Here is a 19338-nt window from a genome sequence, read left to right as displayed (position 1 = left end):
CTTTTTTATTTTAATAAGAAAATATTGATTAAACCAATAAAAGTATCACTTGAAATTTCGCCTAATTTATAATTCACATCAATTTGTGAAATATTAGCTATCATTTCATTTAATTTTTTTTCACCTATTTTTAAAAAGAAATCTCAATGAAGTTTAACTCTATATGGATGAATATTTATGATTTTCGAAGTTTCTTCATTACTAATATTTTGTTTTTTTAAAATACTTATACTTTTTGTGTTTAATAAAATCGTTGAAATTTGAGAAAGAATTAAACTTATATCAATTCCATATTCTAATTGTTGATTTAGGCTTTTAATAATTGATTCGGGACTATTTCACTTCAATATAGCATCACTTAATGCAAATTCAATATTATTAGCAACAGAAAAATTATTTTGATTAACAATATCATTTGTTATTTCTTTATTAATTAAAAGCAATTTATCTACTTCATTTTCTATTAAGCTTAAATTATTTGGCATTGAACTTAAAAAGTTAAAAAGTGTAGATTCGTTAATTTTTCCACCTTTTTCTTTGATCATTGTGTTAACGAAAGAAAATAATCTGCTTTCATTTATTTTTTCAACCTGAATTATTTTACTATTCTTATTAATAAAATTAAAAGCCAAAGAAGGACTAAAATTTTTGTCGTATTTATAAATTTCTTGAGTAAAAATAAATACTATATTAGGATCACTAATCGAACCCTTAATTAAATTAATAAATTCTTCAATTAAATTTTTCGCAAATTTGCTTTTAGTATTAAAAATAAAAGGATTTTTAATAATAATTATTTTTTTATTAAAAAATAAACCAGTATTATTTAATACATCTGCCAGCTCTTCTAATGCGAAAAAATCATAGAACTTAATCAGTTCTAAATCTTCTGAATTACCGTTTTTTTCATTATCAATTATTTCATTTATTTTTTTTCTAATAAAATAATCTTCGTCGCCCTTAATTAAATACATATACGCTATTTATTATATTATGAAAGTATAAAATTTTGGTATAATAAACAAATATCGTTAATATTAACTAAAAAAGATTGGAGTACGCATATGTCAGGACATTCAAAATGAGCAACAACAAAACATCATAAAGCAGCAATGGATTCAAAAAGAGCACAAATGTTTCAAAAATTTTCTAAGGAAATAATTGTAGCTGCAACAATCGGCGGACCAGACCCTGATTCAAACCCAGCATTAAAATTAGCAATTGCAAAAGCTAAAGCAAAATCTATGCCTAAAGCAAATATTGAAAAAGCAATTTCAAAAGTTTCAGGTGGATCAAAAGAAGGGGCTAATTTTCAAAGTTATTTATATTCTGGAACAGCATTTGGAGGAATTAATTTCGTTGTTAGTTGTTTAACAGATAATTTTAACCGTTTAGCTTCAAATATAAAACATTACTTTAATAAATATAATGGACAATTAGGAAAACAAGGAACAGTACCATATGTTTTTGATCAAAAAGGTTTAATTGAATTTTCTAAAGAACTTGCTTCTGAAGAAGAAGTAATGATGACTGTATTAGATGCTGGCGCTGAAGATTTTCAAGTAGAAGAAGATTTATACGTTATTACTACTCAACCATCTGATTTCCAAAAAGTAAAGCAAGCCTTAGATGAAACATTTAAAATTGAAAATTATTCAACTGCTGAAGTTACATATATTTCAAACTCTGATGTTGAAGTAGATGAAGAAAAAATGGAACAACTTGAAAAGTTTGTTGATTTATTAGAAGATGATGAAGATATTCAAGAAGTTTGACACAACGCTGATTTAGTTTAATAAAACAATAATAATTTAAAGCCAATTGATATCGGCTTTTTTATTTTCTCTTTTTTTTCGCTTTTTTGCGAGATTTAAGAAAATAACAGGGATTATTAAATTATGAAATTAAAACTTAATAAAAAGAAAATTTTTTTAACACTTGGAATGTTTATATTTTCATCTTCTATTCTTGTTGGTGCAATAGTTGTAAAAAATGAAATTATAAAAAGGAATAGTCTTGTGGAATTAGCGGATAACGAATATTTAACTGTTTATATTGATGGGGCTGTTAAATATCCTGGTGAATATACTTTTAAAGACGGGGCAATCTATCTTGATTTAATTAAAGAAGCGGTCTTGGAATCTGGCGCTAATCTTAAGGAATTTAATAAAAAACAAAAATTAAAAAATGGAGAGAAGATTACTATTCCTTATTCGAAAAATACAAAAATAACAGTTAAAGATATTAATGGTTACGAAACATTGGTTAATCTTGGAATAAAAAGAAATATAGCTATTAAAGTTTTTGATTATATATCCAACAATGAAATAAAAAAATGAGATGAAATCTTAAAAATACCTGGTATTGGTGAAAAAACCTACTTGATATTAGTAGAAAACGTCGATATATAGATTGCATCTTGCCTTCTTTAATAGCTGCATTAATAACATTTGTTTTGATTTTAAAAATAAATACAGTTTTAGTTTCTGTTAGTTTATTTCTTATTTGTTTATTTAATCTTTTTAAAACTAAATTCTGATTTTTATATTTTGTATTTTTCTTAATGATATTCTTAGCATATACTATTTACTACACTTTGATTTATCAGTTTGATAATTATGAGATAAATGAAAAATTTAAAGTTTACAAAATTTTTAAATCATTTTTAATATTTAAATATAAAAACTTTCTATTTAGAATACCTAAAAAAATTATTAAGTTTAATCTAGATTTAAAAAATAATTTTGAGTATTTTTTTAAAATAAAGGGAACACTTAAGAAAATCAACAATTTAACACTTTTTAATTTAAGCAATGAAATATTTTTTGATATTAAAATTGTAAAAATTAATTTTGATTATCAAATTCAAAAGCTAAGTCTTTTTTCTTCAAAAAATGAAACTGTTTTAGAGTATTTGAATATCATAGTTTTAAACAATTATCTTTCTAATGGTAATGTCGTAAACAAACTAAGTAATTTAAATATTATTCATTTTTTTACAATAAGTGGATTTCATTTTAATTTAATTTATTTAACTGTAATTAAACTATTTTCGAAAATTAAAAGAAAAATATTTGTCGAAGACTTTATTGGTGTTGGGTTGTTAATTATCTATTTAGTAGCAATAAACTTTCATCTTAGCGCAAGTCGTTCGTTAATTTTTTTAATCTTAATATTTTTAAATAAAAACGTTTTTAATAAAAAATTAAATAATATATCTTTATTATCTATAACAGCTTTAATATTAACTGTTTATAAACCTTTTTCAATATTTTCTTATTCTTTTATTCTTTCTTTCTTAATAACGTTGTCAATATTTATAACGGTTGATTTTTTAAAAGGAAAAAACTATTATTTAAGAAGCACTTTTGTGTTAATTGTTATTCATATTTACTCTACCTTTTTAATACATACTTTTAGTGAAGGCTACAATATTTTTTCATTCTTTATTCAAATTTTTTTAATTCCAATTGTTTCTTTCAATTATATTTTTACATTACTTTTTTTCAAAATAAATTTTGTAATAGAAACAAGTTTATTAATTTTTGATGCTATTCTAAATTTATTAAGTGACGCTAGTTATATTATAAAGTTTAGAATTGATTGAGTTTATTGTTTTATTTTTACTTCATTATTATTGTTTTTAAATAAAATAAAACTCCAGCCTATCTTAGGCTAAGAGTTATTGTTGTTTGAAAGTATAATATTAAATTGTTCTTCATTAATTATTTGAACATTATGTTTTTTTGCTTTTGATAGTTTGCTTCCTGCATCCTCACCCACTAATAAATAATTTATGTTTGAAGATATTGAAGAAAGAACTTGCCCGCCATTTTCTAAAATTATTTTTTCAAAATGGCTTCTTGGCTTTGATAATTTTCCTGTAATTACAAATGAAAAACCTTTTAAAATTTCGCTCTTAGTGTTTTCTTTGTATATTGGGTTAACACCTAAGTTGATTAAGTCAAGAATTAATTGCTTGTTTTCTAAAGAACCAAACCATTCAATTAATTGTGTGGTAATTTTTGGTCCAATATCATGATAGTTTTCAAATATTGTAAAGTCAAAATCTAAGACATTTTCAAATTTTAAAATTTTTGATGCTAAAAAACGTGCGGTTTTCTGACCGATTAAAGGAATTGAAAGAGCAAAAAACAACTTTTCCAAAGACTTATTTTTTGATTCTTCAATTGAATTCAAAATTTTATTTATTGAAGTTTCTCCAAATCCGTCTTTTTGAATCAATTCATCTTTAAATAAATAAAGTTTAAAAATATCTAAAAGATTTTTAATATAACCCAGTTTATTAAAAAATATAATATTTTTTTCACCTAGTGAGTTAATATCCAGACCTTCTTTTGAAGCGAAATGAATAAGTTTTCTAATTTTTATTTCAGGACATTGAGTATTTAAACAATATTGTTCTAATTTTGTTTCATTAAAAGTCAAATCTTTATTGCAATATGGACAGGTTTCAATTGGAACAAATTCTTCAAAATTATTTTTATTTGCTAAACCAATTATGCAAGGAATTATTTCCCCTGCTTTTTTTACATAAACCTCGTCGTTAACGTTTATATTTAGTTTTTTAATAAAATCGTAATTGTTTAAGGTAGCAAAATTAACTTTTGTCCCTGATAATTCAACTTCATTAAGAGAAGCATTATAAGTAACCAAGCCAGTTCTTCCTACTGTTACAAAAATATCTTTTAAAATAGTTGAGGCTATATCTGGCTCATATTTAAAAGCAATTGCGAAATGTGGAAACTTTGCTGTATAGCCTAACTTATCATAAAATTCCAGTTCATTAAGTTTTATAACTATCCCATCAGTTTCATAATTTAATTTTTGTTTTTCATTCTTAAATTTTTTTATAAATTCTTTAATTTCACTAATTGAATTAATTTTTTTTGATTGATTAGAAACATTGAATCCTAATTTTTTTAAAAAATTAAATGATTCTTCCATTGTTTTTAATTCATGATTTTCAGGCGATACAACATAGTATAAAAACGATGATAATTTTCTTTCAGCTACTATTCTAGGATTTAATTGTCTCAATGTTCCGGCAGCAGCATTTCTAGGATTAGCCATTGCGTTCTTATTTTCCTTAATAAGTTTGGTATTTAATTCATCAAATTTATCTATAGGAAGATATATTTCACCCCTTACTTCTAATTCTTTTTGGTAATTAATCTTTTTAGGAACATTTTCTATTTGATAGATATTATTTGTAACATCTTCCCCTATAATTCCATTGCCTCTTGTAAGTGCTTGTTTTAGAATACCATTTTCATATTTTAGTGAAATAGAAAGACCATCAATTTTAGGTTCAATAAAAAAAGAAAATTTACTTGTAACTTTTTCAATATTATCTATAAATTTTTCTATTTCTTCAATTGTGTAAGCCTTATTTAAGGAAAGCATTGGTTTATCATGACTAACTTTAGTAAATATTTTTAAAGCATTAGCATTGATTTTATTTGTCGGTGATTTTTCGAGTTCTTCCTTAGAAAAAAGAAAACTAAAATCACTTTCAAGTTTTTTTAATTTATTAAATTCTGTATCATAAATTTCATCTGAAACAAGCGGATTATCATAATCATAATAATACTTATCTCATTCGCTAATCTTGTTTTGAAGATCTATAATTTGTTTCTTTATTATTTTATTTTGTTCATTCATATTAAACCTTTTGGAAAGTAGCTAGTCATCATGATGGAAGATTTATTTGTTCTATAGCACATACTACAACTAAACTAGTTAAGCCCATTAAAATTAATGTTGCTAATAAATCTTTTCAGTTTGGAGCTAATTGTCTATAATATGTTCTTTTTGAATAAGGTTCATAACCTCTAGATGTCATAGCATCAGCTAAGTCATTTGCTTTATTAAATGAAGAAACAAAAAGAGGAATCATTAAAACAATAAATGATTTAATTTTATCCTTAATATTACCATTTTTAAAGTCGACACCACGGCTAGATTGTGCTTTCATAATTCTGCTTGATTCTTCAAGGAGAGTTGGAATAAATCTTAATGCTATTGAAATAATCATTGTAATAATTTCAGTAGGTATTCTAAAAAGTTTTAAAGGATATAGTAAGTTATTTATTGCTCTTGTTAAAAGTACTGGCTTTGTTGTTACTGTTAAGATTGTGGTAATTAAAATAACTCCATAAATTCTTAACATGATGGTAATTGTTCGATGAATTGAAAATAACGTCAGTTGAAAAATATTATTTATATCATTATTAGGAGCAAAATATGTTACATTAACAATTATTTTTCCACGATAAATTAAATAAGCGTCAGCATTTACTTCAGAAGATAATGGTACATACTTATCTAGATCATAATACATTACAGCTCCCTTAACCGTAAGCATATTAACCAAGAGTAAAAATATGGCAATGTAAATTGGTAACTTAATTTTTTGAAATAATGATTTTATAGATTTTGTAGAAATTGCATATAAGACCATACTAAAAACAACTAAAATTGATAAAGTTATGTAGTGTTCTGAAACAAAAAATAAAATTATAAATAATATATTTGCTAAGAATTTAAGTCTGGGATCTAATTTATGAATAGGAGTATCGATATTCAGATATTTACCAATAATTGTTTTATTCATCTTATATCCCCTTCTTTTTATTATTTTTTAAATTTTCGTTAATCTTTTCAGCTAATTGCTCAATATTAGTTACTTTCCCGATATTAAAACCCAATTGATTTAATTTTTCAACAAAAGAAAGCAACTTTGTAGGAATTAAATTATTTTCAATTAACAGTTTATTATCGCTCAAAATTTCATAGGTATCGCCATCTTTAATAATTTGACCTTCTTTTACAAACAATGTTCTTTTGGTTCATCTTAAAGCATTATCTAAATCATGGGTTACTATAATAATTGTTATTCCTTTTTCATATAGATTGTAAAATAATTGAAGCATTTCTTCAACACCTTGTGGATCTAAACCTGCTGTAGGCTCATCTAAAACTAAAAACTTTGGTTCCATAGCTAAAATTCCAGCTAATGCCACTCTACGCTTTTGACCACCTGATAAATTAAATGGACTTCTTTTTAAATAGTCAAGTGGTAATCCAACCATTTCAATATATTTTTCAGCAAGTTCTTTTGCTTTATCTTTTTTTACACCCATTGAAATTGGTCCGAAAATAATATCTTTTTCAATTGTTGATTCAAATAATTGATATTCAGCAAATTGAAAAACAACCCCAACTTGTTTTCTTAAAGCCTTAACATTTTTAATTTTTTTCTTACTTTTTCTAATATCTACATCTGTATAAACTATTTCTATTCTATTTTTTTTATCTAATTTTTTAAATTGTTCTAGTTTTAATTTATACTCATTTAGCTTATTTTCATATACTTCTTTAGTGTCTTCTTTTGTTTGTTTAGGAATTTTAGGCTTACTCATTTTTTTATATAATGGAATATCGCTAAAGTGTATTGACCCCTCGTCAGGAATAATTAAAGCGTTAAGGTGTTCGATTAATGTAGTTTTTCCTGAACCTGTTGGACCTATTATAGAAATAGCTTCACCTTCTTTTATAGTCACAGAAACATTATTTAATACTTTTATATATGTTGGTAACTTTTTATTGTATTCTTTACTTATATTTTCTACTTTAATCTGCATAAAGTCTCCAATAATTCTTTTTCTTCATATGTGGGTTTTATACCTTTAATCATTTCACTTAATTTGTAAATAAAAGGTGAATCTATTTTAGCTATTTCAATAATTTCCTTATCATTTAATATTTCGATAGGTTTTCCTTGAGCTATAACTTTTCCACCTGAAAAAACAATAAGTTTATCAGCCAGTAGTGCCTCGTCCATATCATGTGTAATTGAAATTAATGTTTTATTAGTTCTTTCATGCAAATTATGAATTATCTTATAAATATCATTTCTTCCTTTAGGATCTAGCATAGAAGTTATTTCATCAAAAATAATAATATTAGGATCTAATGCTAAAGTAGAGGCAATAGCTACTCTTTGCTTTTGCCCCCCCGATAAATTTTGTGGTTCACGATCTAAAAAATCGCCCATCCCAACTTCATTAGCATATTTTTTAATAATTTCTTCCATTTCATCAACGGTCATTTTCTTGTTTTCAAGACCAAAAGCAATATCATCTTCAACTGTAGCCCCAATAAATTGGTTATCAGGATTTTGATAAACGATACCTATTTTTTTACGTATTTCTCTTAGGTTTTCAGAATTAATTTCCATTCCATCAATAATTATTTTTCCATATGTAGCTTTGTAAATTGCGGCTAACAATTTAGAAAATGTACTTTTACCTGACCCATTATGACCTAAAATTGCAACGTATTGACCATCTTCTATTGTGAAATTTATATTATCTAATGTTAATTTTTTACTTCCTGGATATTTATAACTAAGTTTTTTGATTTCAATCATAAAAATAATTATATACATTTATTAATTTAAGATTGCAAAAACTAGAAATCGTTTTAAATTAATATTCATTAATATAAATATTAATGCATTTAATGTGCAAATACTAATTTAGTAAAGAAAAAAACTTTTATTTTTTAAAACATGTGTATAATTAAACAACTATTAAGAAAAGGGGACTTATTATGAAAAAAAATAAAAAACTTTTAGTTGTTTTGAGTGGATTGGCAAGTACATTAATTCCAGTTTCAATTTTATCTGCCAGATGTTCAAATGATACTAATTCAGGAAGCGAAAATGGTGGAGAAAATAGTGGTGGAAATAGTGGTCAAAATGATAATTCAAACCAAAATGATAATGGTAACTCAAACGAACAAACTGAAGAAGAACGCATTAGAGAAAAAACAAGAGAAATTAATGAAGCAGCACAAAAATTAGTTATCGAGTTTGATAAAACAAAAAACACAATTGAAGAAGCTTTAAAGATCGAAAATTATCACTTTAATTTAGATGCAAAATATAAATTTGAAAAAATTAGTTTAACAAGAATTCAAAATAATGAAGTTTCTTTGGTTTTTAGATTAAAGGATGAAGAAAATAATATTTTTTCAGAAAGTGTTGTAAGATTTTTCGACTTTAATTTTTACTCAAGTTCACAATGAACTGAAAAACCTTCTGTTGTAAATGGAATCACAGCTGATAAATATGGTAATTTAGTTCACTTATACGAATTAGACAGTCAAATGGAAGTAAGCAAAGCTATTGAAAAATTAGTGTCAGAAAAACAGAAAGATAACGTTACTGTTTCAAACTTAGCGGTAGAATCTTATGATGAATCAACAGGAACTATTTCAATTAAATTTGATTATCAAATTGGCGAGCAAACCTTCGCAAATAAACATGCTTCTTTATCAGGATTTAAAAAAGTTGAAATAATTAATCAAAATTTATTAACAATTTCATTAAATAAAAATAAATTAATAGAGGAAAAAAAAGATATTAATCAACTAAATAATGCAAACTTAATGGATTATTTAACAATAAACTTCTTAAATTCTAATGGTGAAAGTGTCGATTTAATAAAACTAACAAAGGATAATCCTGGATTATACTCATTTGAAAATGGTGTTAGCTTTTCAAATGAACAAAACAAGGAAAATGTTAATTTTGTTCTAAATATAAATTATAAAAAGAAGGAATTAAATCAAGAAGAGAGACAAGTAACTGCTAGAGTTGAAGTTTTAAGAAAACAAATTAAAGATAAAGAAATAACAAAAAAAGAAATTTTAGATTATATCATTGATAATAAATTAAATGAGAAAGCAGTTGATAATAATGGTAAGTTTGCATCCTCTTTATTATATTTATTTAGAAATACAAAAAAAATTGCTCATAATTATGTTGATAATTCTGAGGAAAACTATTTTAGTGCTTCAGAAAAAATTGAATTAGCAAATCAAAATTTAACAATTGACGATTATGCTGGAACTGCAGAAATAAGTTTTAATTTAAAATATAATGATAATGGTAGAGAAATTAATTCAAAAGGTAAAACAATTAGTGTCAAGGGTTTTAAAAAGTTAACAAATGAATATCTAAATAATTTTGTTTTAATATTCCATCAACCATGAGAAAATTCAAGTAAATCTTTTATTAATAAAGTTAGACAGGAATATTTAAACAATCCTTCTCAAAATTTTACTCTAGATTCTAATTGAATTAGAAATAATTGAAGTATAGGTGATTCTTTTGTATTTTTAAGAATGATACAAAATCAAAACAATAACACAGAAACACTAGAATATAGAAAAAATTCGATACTTCAATTAAATGCAAACGGTAGAAGTATAGAAGACTGTATAAACGAAGGTACAAGAATAGATATGTTTAATAATGGTGATTATTTTGAAATTAATAATCTAAATGTAACTTTTGAATCTATTTCAATCGAAAGTGTTAACGAAAATAGAGTGACATTTTTAATAAATATCAATTTAGAGGTATCAATTCATTCTTCTCAACAACAGGTAATTACAATTCCTAAAACAATTTCATGATTCTTTTATACAGATCGTGAAAGTTCACAATAAAAAAATAGCTTTTCAAAAGCTATTTTTTTATTGTTCCTATATATGGTAATTGGCGAAGTTTTTCCTCTCAGTCAAATCCAAAACCAACTACAAAGTCTTCTTTTTGAATTAAAAAACCAAAGTTATCAGGTTCAAAATCTACAACTCTTCCGCTAGGTTTATTTAATAAAGTAAGTACTTTTAAACTTTTTGGATTTCTTGATTTCAATATAGATACAACTTTAGTCATTGTTCTAGCTGTATCAACTACGTCTTCAACAATTAAAACGTCGCAGCCTTCAATATTATTAACAAGGTCTAAAATAATTTTAACATTTCCAGAAGACTTATCTTTTCCGCCATATGAGCTTGTAATCATAAAGTCTGAAATAAAATCAATATTAATAGTTTTTATTAATTGTGCATAAAAAGGTAAGCAACCCTTTAAAAGACCTACAATAATTAAATTATTAGAATCCTTATATGTTTCATTAACTCAGTGGCTTAATTCAACGATTTTGTCTTCTAATTGTTCCTGTGTAAAAAGTATTTTATCTATTCTTGGATCAATTGTCTCATTTGACATTGTTTTTCCTCCTCATCAATAATTTTAATTACTTGATCATAAACTTCTTTTTCAGTTAAGTTATTTGTATCAATTGTTCTGAAATTAAGTTGAAAATTATCGGCTAACTCTTTAAATGTTTTGTAATAATTCTCATGTAAATTTTTGAAATATGCATAATTTAAATCTCAATTATCTACTTCAGATTTTCTACCCCTTTCAAAAATTCTCTTTTTAAAAGTATCAAAATTTATATCTAAAAATATTACTAAATCAGGCAATTCTGATTTTGTAATTAGTTTATTGAATAACGCATCATAGGCTTCTAAATATTTTGGTTCTTTTTCTTTTAATATTAATTTAGCAAAAATATAATGTTCAATTGAAAATCTGTCTAAAAATAAATGACGATCAACATTTGGCTTATTTTTCAATTCATCAAAAATTTCAGCAAATTTAGAAGAATGGTTTTCAATAATATAGCTTTGAAATCCTATGGTTAAATTAGGTCTTTTTTCATACAATCATTTTAAAAATGTATTAAATACCTCATCATTTTCTTCGAATTCATGTAAAAGTAATGAATTAGGATAATGTTCAACTAATTTTTTAGAAAGGGAACTTTTACCTGCGGCAATCATACCGCTAACACCAATTATCATAAACACCTCTTTATTAAAATTTATTTAATTTATTTTACTAAAAAGTTTTAATATAAAATGCAAAAAAATAAAAAAAATTACTAATAATCAAATGCCCAATTTTTAGATAAAATGAGGGATAAAATTATAGTAAATATTTCTTTATTTTTTTAAAATTCATTAGTTATTTTTGAAAAAATATTTGTGCCATTTTGAATATCAAAAGCTTTAATTAAATTAAGAATTAATCCCACGATAGTCATAGGACCAACACCACCTGGAACCGGTGTTAAATAAGATACGCTTTCCTTAATTTTATCAACTTCAATATCGCCAACTATTTTATTTTCAAGACGATGAATGCCTACATCAACTAAAATAACGTTATCTTTTAATTTAACGTCATTTAAGCAACCTCTGCATCCAGTTGCAACCACTAATAAATCGTTTTTATATATATCATCTTTACTTGTGTTTATATCATATCTTTTTACTCTAGCATTACTTTGCTCAAAAAAGTCTGATAAAGGTTTTCCTACTATTTTGCTTTGACCAACAACACCAATATTCATACTTGCAAAATCTATATTATATTTCTTTAATAATATAATAATCCCTAAAGCAGTTGCTGGTAAAAATGATTTTTTATTTAAAACAAAGTTTGATTTTTGATTAATCTCATTTAAGCCATCAATATCTTTTTCTATTTTAATTTCATTTAATAAATCATTTATATTTTTAACATTATTTGTTTGTATTGGAAGTTGGATAATAAATCCAGTTGTTTCATCATTTAACTTTTTAATAGCTTCTTTTATTGTTTCTTCTGTTGCATTTTCTTCTAATTTAATAAAATTTGTTTTTAATCCTAAAGAATGAGCGATATTTAATTTATGTTTTATATAAATATTTGACTCTTCAAGATTTCCGACCTGTAAAATACCTAAAATTGGCAACTGACTATCTGCCAATGTTTCCAATTCCTTCTTTATTTTTTCTTGAATTCCCTCTTTAGTTTTTCTACCATCTAATAATTTGTACATTACTATACTTTTCTAAATGCACCAGTTTTGCTTTGTACGTTAATTGATGTTGTATCTTTTAATGATCTTGCATAATCCATTGCTTCTTTTTGGGTTTTAAAGACTCTTAAAGCACGTTGTCCCTTTGGGTTTTTTACTGCTCAACCGTCAGGATGATTCACCACTAATCTAACAGCCATTTTGCCTCCAATTAATATTTATTTTTCGTTTTGAATATTTTTATATATATTATAAAGTTATTAGCGTTTTTTAATTAAAAAATAGTTATTTTTTTAAATAAAAACCAAAAATTATTATTAAAAAAAGCAACATAAATATATTGCTTTTTGGTGTTTTACTATACATTTGGTGGAGATGCGGGGAATCGAACCCCGGTCCACACATTTTTTTGGTATTGGTTCTACAGTTTAGTTTATTTTTAAATAAATTATTTAAGTTAAAACAAACAAAAAAATTAAATAATTTCAGATGATAATGTCACTTAGCTATTTACTGATTTTTACTAAGTCTAGCCCTTAACAACAAAATCCTACAAATGGGCCATTTATAAGAATTTGACCAGATTTAATTAAGCAAAAACTGGGTTTAATTGATTGTTCATAACATTTGTCATGAAAAATTCTTTTTCTTTTTTGTTTTCTAAGTTTGCATTTAAAAAGCCTAGAAAGTATTTTAGGTTTACAAGACCACTGCAACAATAACAATTAAATGCATGTCGAAGCCATTACACCCCCGTGCATTAATAAATATTCTTAATATTTCTTTTTAATTCTTCCTGTTTAATTTTTTCGCGCTTATCGTATTTTTTTAATCTTTTTGCCAAAGCAATTTCTAATTTAATATGGTTATTTACTCAATAAATTGAAATTGGGATTATGATTAAACCAAGTCTATCGGCTGTGTTTTTTATTCTTAAAATTTCTTTGCTATGCATCAACAATTTACGAGAACGATCTAATTCACCTTTTACTAACATGTATTGTGATATATGCATATTGTTAACCCAAATTTCATTTTTGTTGCTAATAGAACAGAAAGCATTATCAAGTTTTACATTTTGCGCTCTTAAACTTTTAACTTCTCATCCTAGTAATGAAATACCAGCTTCATATGTGCTGTGTATTTCATAATCTGATTTAGCAAATTTATTTTTTGAAATTAATTTTGGCATAAATAAAATTATAAATGATAAAAAAGGAAACATTAACACAATTTTGCATTAATATTTCCTTTTTCTCTTTCTATACTTTCGATCTTTATACAGTAATCTTTTCCAATTTTAAAATTATATTTATTTCCTTTTGCTTCAAAATTAGATATCTTAACAACTTCATCATTTAAGTTTTCAAATCTAATTAATACACTTGTTTGAAATTCGTTGATATTTAAAAATAGACCAAATTTTTCTATCGAAACTAATGTTGCTAAGAATTCTTTATTTATTAAGGTTTCAAAAAACTCAGCTTTTCTAATATCTACAATATTTCTTTCTACTGTCATTGCTGTTTTTTCGCTTAATGAATTGAGATTTGCAATATTTTCAATTTGATTTGAAATTTCTTCAAATTCTTGATCAGAAAAAGTTTTATTTTCAAATAAGTATTTTTTAATTAAACGATGTAATAATAAATCAGGATATCTTCTAATTGGGGAAGTGAAATGAGAATAAAACTTTGAAGCTAAACCAAAATGACCAATATTATTAGAAGAATAAATAGCTTTCTGCATTGTTCTTAAAAATGCATTTTTAAAGTATTCACTTAGCCCTTTTTCTTTAATCTTATTTACCATTTTCGCAAAACTTAGTGGTTCGCCATCAAATGGTACTTGAACATCCTTATAATTTGCAAATTTCATTAATTCTTGTAATTCAAATAATTTTTCATCTGAAGGTTTATCGTGAATACGGTAAATCGATGGAATATTTTTTTTGCTCATGATTGAAGCGATTGTTTCATTAGCTCTAACCATAAAGTCCTCAATCATATTTTCACTTTCGCCTTCTTCTCTTATCTTAATTCCTATAACCTTATTATCTTTGATAATAATCTTAGGTTCCTTAATTTCAAAATTAACGTACCCATCTTGCAATTTGCAATTTCGAATAATTTTAGAAATATTTCTTGAATCATTAAGAAGTTTTTCTAATTCAATTGGTAATTTTATTTTATTTTCAAAATAATCATTTACCTCATTGTAAGTTAAACGGTAGTTTGAATTAATAATGCTTTCATAAATTTTTTCCTCAACGTTATTTCCGCTCTTATCGATCTCAAGTTCTAAAGTTATTGTACATCTATCTACGTTTGGATTTAGTGAACAAATTCCATTAGATAGCTCAAATGGAAGCATTGGAATTACTTTATCTGGTAAGTATATCGAAGTTCCTCTTAATAATGCCTCTTTATCAATAGCACCATTTTCTTTAACATAATAAGATACGTCAGCTATATGAATAAAAAGTTTAGTGTTTCCATTTGGTAAGATATAACATGATATAGCGTCGTCAAAATCCTTTGTATCTAATCCATCAATTGTAACAGTTAGTAAGTTTCTTAAATCTTTTCTTTTAGAAATTTCATCACTATTAACTTCTGTAGGTAAAGATTTAGACTCTAAGATAACATTTTCATTAAAATCTAAATTAATCTCATTTTCTGAAAATATTTTTTTAAATGGATAATCAAAGTCTTTTGTGTTACTTAAAATTTTATTAAAAGCCACAGCAATATTCTTGTTGTTAGGATTTAAAACTGAAACCTCAACGATATCATCTTCTTTGATACTTTTAGGAATTTGACTTTTATTTAAAATTTCAATATTTCCTTTATCTTTATCATTTAGCGGTTCAAAAACATAAAAGTTTTTTTGATTTTTAATCAATTTACCTACAAGAATTTTTTTCTTATGATCTAATAATTTCTCAATTTTAGCTTTATGCAAAACTTCTTTGTTTTCATTGTAATAATAAAATATTTTAGCTTCAATTAAATCTCCATCTAAAAGATTTCTAATTTCGAAAGGAAATAAAATTGCAGACTTATTAATTTCGCCATCTTCAAATTCAATGAACCCTAATCTTTTATTGGTTATTGCAACATTATTTTGCACAGTTTTTAAATAAAAAATAGGAGCATAATCATTATTTTTTTTAACTTCTATTTTATTTTCAGAAACAAGATTTTTTAAAATTGTGGAAAGTTTAGTGTTTAATGTTGGATGTATTTTTTTCTTTTTTACTATTTCTAAAAAACTTAGACCCAAAGGATTATTTTGAATAAATTCCAAAATTTCATTTGAATCTAAAGTTTTAAAGTTTGTATTTTCTTTTTTCATTATATATTATTAACCTTGTTGTCAAACAACACGTAAAACAATCGCAAAAATGAACATTAGAACGCCTAAAGTAATCATTGATCATTTAAGAACTTTCTTTATCCCGCGTTCTTTTGAAATTTTAAATAAATCTAAGTCATTACTTCCAACTAAAGCACCACTAAAACTATTAGAATCTGGAGCCATCATAAATGATATTCCAATTATACCTAATGAAATTATTGATAATATTACAACTAAAATTCATACTAATGTACTACTCATATAATCTCTCCTTAATTTTATTTTTTAATTTCTAAACCATATTCTAAAAGTTGTTCTTTTGTAACTTCAGAAGGTGCGCTTGTAAGTAAATCTACTCCTTTTGCATTTTTAGGAAATGCAATAACATCTCTAATTGATGTTGACTTTGTTAGAATCATTAAAATTCTTTCAATACCAAAAGCAATACCGCAGTGAGGAGGAAGTCCGTATTCAAATGACTTTAAGAAAAATCCAAATCTTGATTTTTGTTCTTTCTCAGATATATTTAATATATTAAACATCATTTTTTGTGTTTCTAAATCATATATTCTAATAGAACCAGATCCTAATTCAAAACCATTTAAAACAAGGTCATATGATTTTGCTTTAACTTTAGGAAATTCCTTATTTTCTAAATATTTTATTGTTTCTTCTTCGAATTGTGTGAATGGATGATGGGCAGGCACATATCTTTCTGATTCCTTGTCGTATTCAAACATTGGCCAATTTATAATTCATAAAAAATTTAGTTTATTAGGATCAGCTAATTGATAAATATCGTTTAAAAGTGTTCTAATAGCTCCTAATGATTTTAATACATTATCTTCTTCATCACCAGCTGAAATTAAAGCATATGAATTATTATGTTTTTTTGATTCATCAATACTTGATAGGTATTTACCAACTTCACATGTTGCACAAGATAAATCTAATATTTCAAAAAAGTCACCACCATTTTTCTTAAAAGTTTCATTAATTAATTTAATATGTTCATTTACATTACGATCAAAAATAATAGCTTTTACAAATTTTCTGTTAAATTTGTGTGAAAAAAGTTTTGAATAGTCTTGAATTAAATATTCATATCTTGTATCTGGTTTATCATTTCCATAATGTTGCATTGAATAATCAAAGTCCATTTTTGGGAAATTTAAATTAATATCAAATCCTAGTTTTCCTAGAACATCAACTCACATTTCTTCGCAAATATTAAAAATTTCTTCTTTTGTTGCGAAAGACATTTCTATATCTAATTGAGTAAATTCTGGTTGACGATCTTTTCTTAAATCTTCATCTCTAAAAACTCTTGCTAATTGAAAGTATTTTTCTACTCCTCCAGCCATTAATAATTGTTTAAATAATTGAGGAGATTGTGGCAATGCGAAAAACTTTCCTTTTCTTCTTGTAGGAACAAGATAGTCTCTAGCCCCTTCAGGTGTTGATTTTGCTAAAATAGGTGTTTCTACTTCTATGAATCCTTTTTTATCAAAAAAGTTTCTTATATATAAAGATAGTTTATGTCTTAATTTAAGATTTTCTAAAACCCTTTCATTTCTGATATCTAGAAATCTATATTCTAATCTTAAATCTTCATTTGCAGAATTCATCTTATCATCATTAATATCAAAAGGAATTTGTTTAGAAGAATTTAGAATTTCATATTCATTAACTAAAACTTCAATTTGCCCTGATTTTAGTTGTTCGTTTGCTTCAAGGCGTTTTTGAACTGTTCCTTTAACCTTCAAACAGCTTTCTTTAGTTAAAAGAGGATCAGAGACATTTGTGAAAATTAATTGTACAATTCCGCTTGAATCACGAAAATCTACAAACATTTGATTTTTGAATTTTCTTTTGTTTGCAATTCAGCCGTATAATTCTACCTCTTGATCAACATTATTTAAATTAAGGTTTGAACAATATACTTTTTTCATTACTTCACTTCCTTTAACTTATTTTTAAAATCTTCAATATTTCTATATTCAAAAACGAATTCTTTTTCATTTATTTTCATTTTTATTTCATTTTCTTTTGAATTTAGTTCTTTAAAAATTAAAATATTAGGTTTTAATTGATAGTTTTGTTTAAATAGTTGTTTAATTGTTATTTTTTTATTTATTAATTCAACGTTGAATTCTTTACGAAGATCATAAGCAATATTAATGATTTCTTGTTTTTCTTCTTCATTTAGATAAGCTATTAAAATATCTAATTTATTTTTTAAATTATCATATTTTTCAATGTTGAAAGAAATGATTTCTGCTATTCTGTCTAGTCCAAAAGCAAATCCTATTGATCCAATTTTTGGTCCACCAAAAGATTCAATCATTCCGTCGTATCTTCCGCCTCCTAAGATAGTCGATTGTGACCCTAAGGCTTCAGAGGTAGAAACAAATTCAAAAACAATATCAGTGTAATAATCTAGCCCTCTAACTAAATAAGGATTTATTTCATATGATATTCCAAAATTGTTTAATAAATTAATTAATTCATCAAAATCTTTCTTTTCTTCATCTGATAAAAACTCAATAAGTTTAGGTGCATTTTTAACAAATTCTTTTTGGTTTTCTTCTTTATCATCAAGAATTCTTAAAACATTTTTTTCTAAACGAAGTTGTGATATTTCACTAAGTTGGTCTTTATATTTTTGAAAGTATTCTTTTAAATAATTAATGTATTTATTTCTGCTTTCAAAGCTTCCTAAATTATTAATTTGCAATACAAAATCGTTTAATTTTAATTCTTTTAGAAAATCATTTGCAAATTTTATTATTTCAAAATTAGATAAAACAGATTTATCTTCAATAAGTTCCACACCACCTTGAATAAATTGTCTATATCTTCCTTTTTGAGGTCTTTCATATCTAAACATTGGGCCAAAATAATACAATTTGGTTTTTTCTAAATTATTTATTTTATTTTCAACATAAGCTCTAATTGTTGAAGCTGTACACTCTGGTCTTAAGCTTATTGTTCTTTGACTTTTATCTTGAAAAACATACATTTCTTTGGTAACTATATCACTTGTTTCACCTGTAGCTCGAACAAAAAGAGCATAATCTTCAATAATAGGAGTTTCAATAAAACTAAAATTATATCTATTACTTACTTTTTCAAAAGTTTGACGAATAAAATTTAATATTCTAGCTTCTTTTCCAAAAATATCTTTAGTTCCTTTTAATCTATTAAACATTTTGACCTCTTAAATACT

The 19338-nt window shown here is 24.8% G+C and carries 18 protein-coding genes and 1 other RNA gene; 4 read left to right on the top strand and 15 right to left on the bottom strand.

Annotation, left to right across the window (positions count from 1 at the left end):
• Positions 1-5: 5 nt before the first annotated feature.
• Positions 6-974: a DNA polymerase III subunit delta gene (gene holA / locus ACQW0Y_RS01600; protein WP_427867442.1), complete on the bottom strand. Its 969-nt coding sequence runs from the start codon at positions 972-974 to the stop codon at positions 6-8.
• Positions 975-1064: 90 nt separating this feature from the next.
• On the opposite strand from holA, the gene ACQW0Y_RS01595 reads away from it, so the two are divergent.
• The 3 genes from ACQW0Y_RS01595 to ACQW0Y_RS01585 all read left to right on the top strand — a co-directional run bounded on the left by ACQW0Y_RS01595 (position 1065) and on the right by ACQW0Y_RS01585 (position 3679).
• Positions 1065-1796 carry a YebC/PmpR family DNA-binding transcriptional regulator gene (locus ACQW0Y_RS01595; protein ID WP_060823258.1) on the top strand — a complete coding sequence of 244 codons (732 nt, stop codon included), beginning with the start codon at positions 1065-1067 and terminating at the stop codon, positions 1794-1796.
• A gap of 102 nt (positions 1797-1898) precedes the next feature.
• Positions 1899-2411, top strand: a complete 513-nt coding sequence (locus ACQW0Y_RS01590) for an MAG0490 family ComEA-like DNA-binding protein (RefSeq protein ID WP_427867441.1) — start codon at positions 1899-1901, stop codon at positions 2409-2411.
• On the top strand, positions 2336-3679 hold the full coding sequence (locus ACQW0Y_RS01585) for an MAG0480 family ComEC-like protein (protein ID WP_427867440.1): 1344 nt from the start codon (positions 2336-2338) through the stop codon (positions 3677-3679). Before ACQW0Y_RS01590 ends, ACQW0Y_RS01585 begins: the two co-directional genes overlap by 76 nt.
• On the opposite strand, the gene ligA is transcribed toward ACQW0Y_RS01585, so the two are convergent.
• The 4 genes from ligA to ACQW0Y_RS01565 are packed head-to-tail and all read right to left on the bottom strand — an operon-like array spanning position 3676 to position 8455.
• Complete coding sequence (ligA, locus tag ACQW0Y_RS01580) at positions 3676-5685, bottom strand: NAD-dependent DNA ligase LigA (RefSeq protein WP_427867439.1); 2010 nt, start codon at positions 5683-5685, stop codon at positions 3676-3678. The two genes, ACQW0Y_RS01585 and ligA, sit on opposite strands and share 4 nt — an antisense overlap.
• A gap of 1 nt (position 5686) precedes the next feature.
• On the bottom strand, positions 5687-6637 hold the full coding sequence (locus ACQW0Y_RS01575; protein ID WP_109246674.1) for an energy-coupling factor transporter transmembrane component T family protein: 951 nt from the start codon (positions 6635-6637) through the stop codon (positions 5687-5689).
• Position 6638: 1 nt separating this feature from the next.
• Positions 6639-7667 (bottom strand): ATP-binding cassette domain-containing protein, encoded by a 1029-nt coding sequence (locus ACQW0Y_RS01570; protein ID WP_427867438.1) that lies wholly within the window; start codon positions 7665-7667, stop codon positions 6639-6641.
• Positions 7652-8455 (bottom strand): energy-coupling factor transporter ATPase, encoded by an 804-nt coding sequence (locus tag ACQW0Y_RS01565; protein ID WP_427867437.1) that lies wholly within the window; start codon positions 8453-8455, stop codon positions 7652-7654. Before ACQW0Y_RS01565 ends, ACQW0Y_RS01570 begins: the two co-directional genes overlap by 16 nt.
• Positions 8456-8637: 182 nt before the next feature.
• Here ACQW0Y_RS01565 and ACQW0Y_RS01560 point away from each other — a divergent pair, with 182 nt between their 5' ends.
• Positions 8638-10542 (top strand): hypothetical protein, encoded by a 1905-nt coding sequence (locus ACQW0Y_RS01560; RefSeq protein ID WP_427867436.1) that lies wholly within the window; start codon positions 8638-8640, stop codon positions 10540-10542.
• Positions 10543-10561: 19 nt separating this feature from the next.
• Here the strand turns inward: ACQW0Y_RS01560 and hpt are convergent, their stop codons facing one another.
• The 10 genes from hpt to hisS form a co-directional block, all read right to left on the bottom strand.
• Positions 10562-11107 (bottom strand): hypoxanthine phosphoribosyltransferase, encoded by a 546-nt coding sequence (hpt, locus tag ACQW0Y_RS01555; RefSeq protein ID WP_427867435.1) that lies wholly within the window; start codon positions 11105-11107, stop codon positions 10562-10564.
• Positions 11077-11748, bottom strand: a complete 672-nt coding sequence (locus ACQW0Y_RS01550) for a deoxynucleoside kinase (protein WP_427867434.1) — start codon at positions 11746-11748, stop codon at positions 11077-11079. Before ACQW0Y_RS01550 ends, hpt begins: the two co-directional genes overlap by 31 nt.
• A gap of 149 nt (positions 11749-11897) precedes the next feature.
• Positions 11898-12770, bottom strand: coding sequence for a tetrahydrofolate dehydrogenase/cyclohydrolase catalytic domain-containing protein (locus tag ACQW0Y_RS01545; RefSeq protein WP_427867433.1), 873 nt, complete (start codon positions 12768-12770; stop codon positions 11898-11900).
• 2 nt (positions 12771-12772) lie between these two features.
• Entirely contained in the window at positions 12773-12949 is a 177-nt protein-coding gene (locus ACQW0Y_RS01540) for a DUF2188 domain-containing protein (RefSeq protein ID WP_004414744.1), read from the bottom strand.
• Positions 12950-13116: 167 nt separating this feature from the next.
• Positions 13117-13504: a transfer-messenger RNA gene (gene ssrA, locus ACQW0Y_RS01535) on the bottom strand.
• Positions 13505-13509: 5 nt separating this feature from the next.
• Entirely contained in the window at positions 13510-13941 is a 432-nt protein-coding gene (smpB, locus tag ACQW0Y_RS01530) for an SsrA-binding protein SmpB (RefSeq protein ID WP_427867432.1), read from the bottom strand.
• A 32-nt stretch (positions 13942-13973) separates the two neighbouring features.
• Entirely contained in the window at positions 13974-16106 is a 2133-nt protein-coding gene (rnr, locus tag ACQW0Y_RS01525) for a ribonuclease R (RefSeq protein WP_427867431.1), read from the bottom strand.
• 9 nt (positions 16107-16115) lie between these two features.
• Positions 16116-16370 (bottom strand): preprotein translocase subunit SecG, encoded by a 255-nt coding sequence (secG, locus tag ACQW0Y_RS01520; RefSeq protein WP_004414865.1) that lies wholly within the window; start codon positions 16368-16370, stop codon positions 16116-16118.
• A gap of 17 nt (positions 16371-16387) precedes the next feature.
• Positions 16388-18061, bottom strand: a complete 1674-nt coding sequence (gene aspS, locus ACQW0Y_RS01515) for an aspartate--tRNA ligase (RefSeq protein WP_427867430.1) — start codon at positions 18059-18061, stop codon at positions 16388-16390.
• Entirely contained in the window at positions 18061-19320 is a 1260-nt protein-coding gene (gene hisS / locus ACQW0Y_RS01510) for a histidine--tRNA ligase (RefSeq protein WP_427867429.1), read from the bottom strand. Before hisS ends, aspS begins: the two co-directional genes overlap by 1 nt.
• Positions 19321-19338: the final 18 nt, after the last annotated feature.

This window comes from Mycoplasmopsis arginini (assembly GCF_965278885.1).
Classification (GTDB): domain Bacteria; phylum Bacillota_I; class Bacilli_A; order Mycoplasmatales; family Metamycoplasmataceae; genus Metamycoplasma; species Metamycoplasma arginini_B.
Note: the sequence above shows the minus strand (reverse complement) of the source record. Positions and strands in the feature narration are given on the sequence as shown.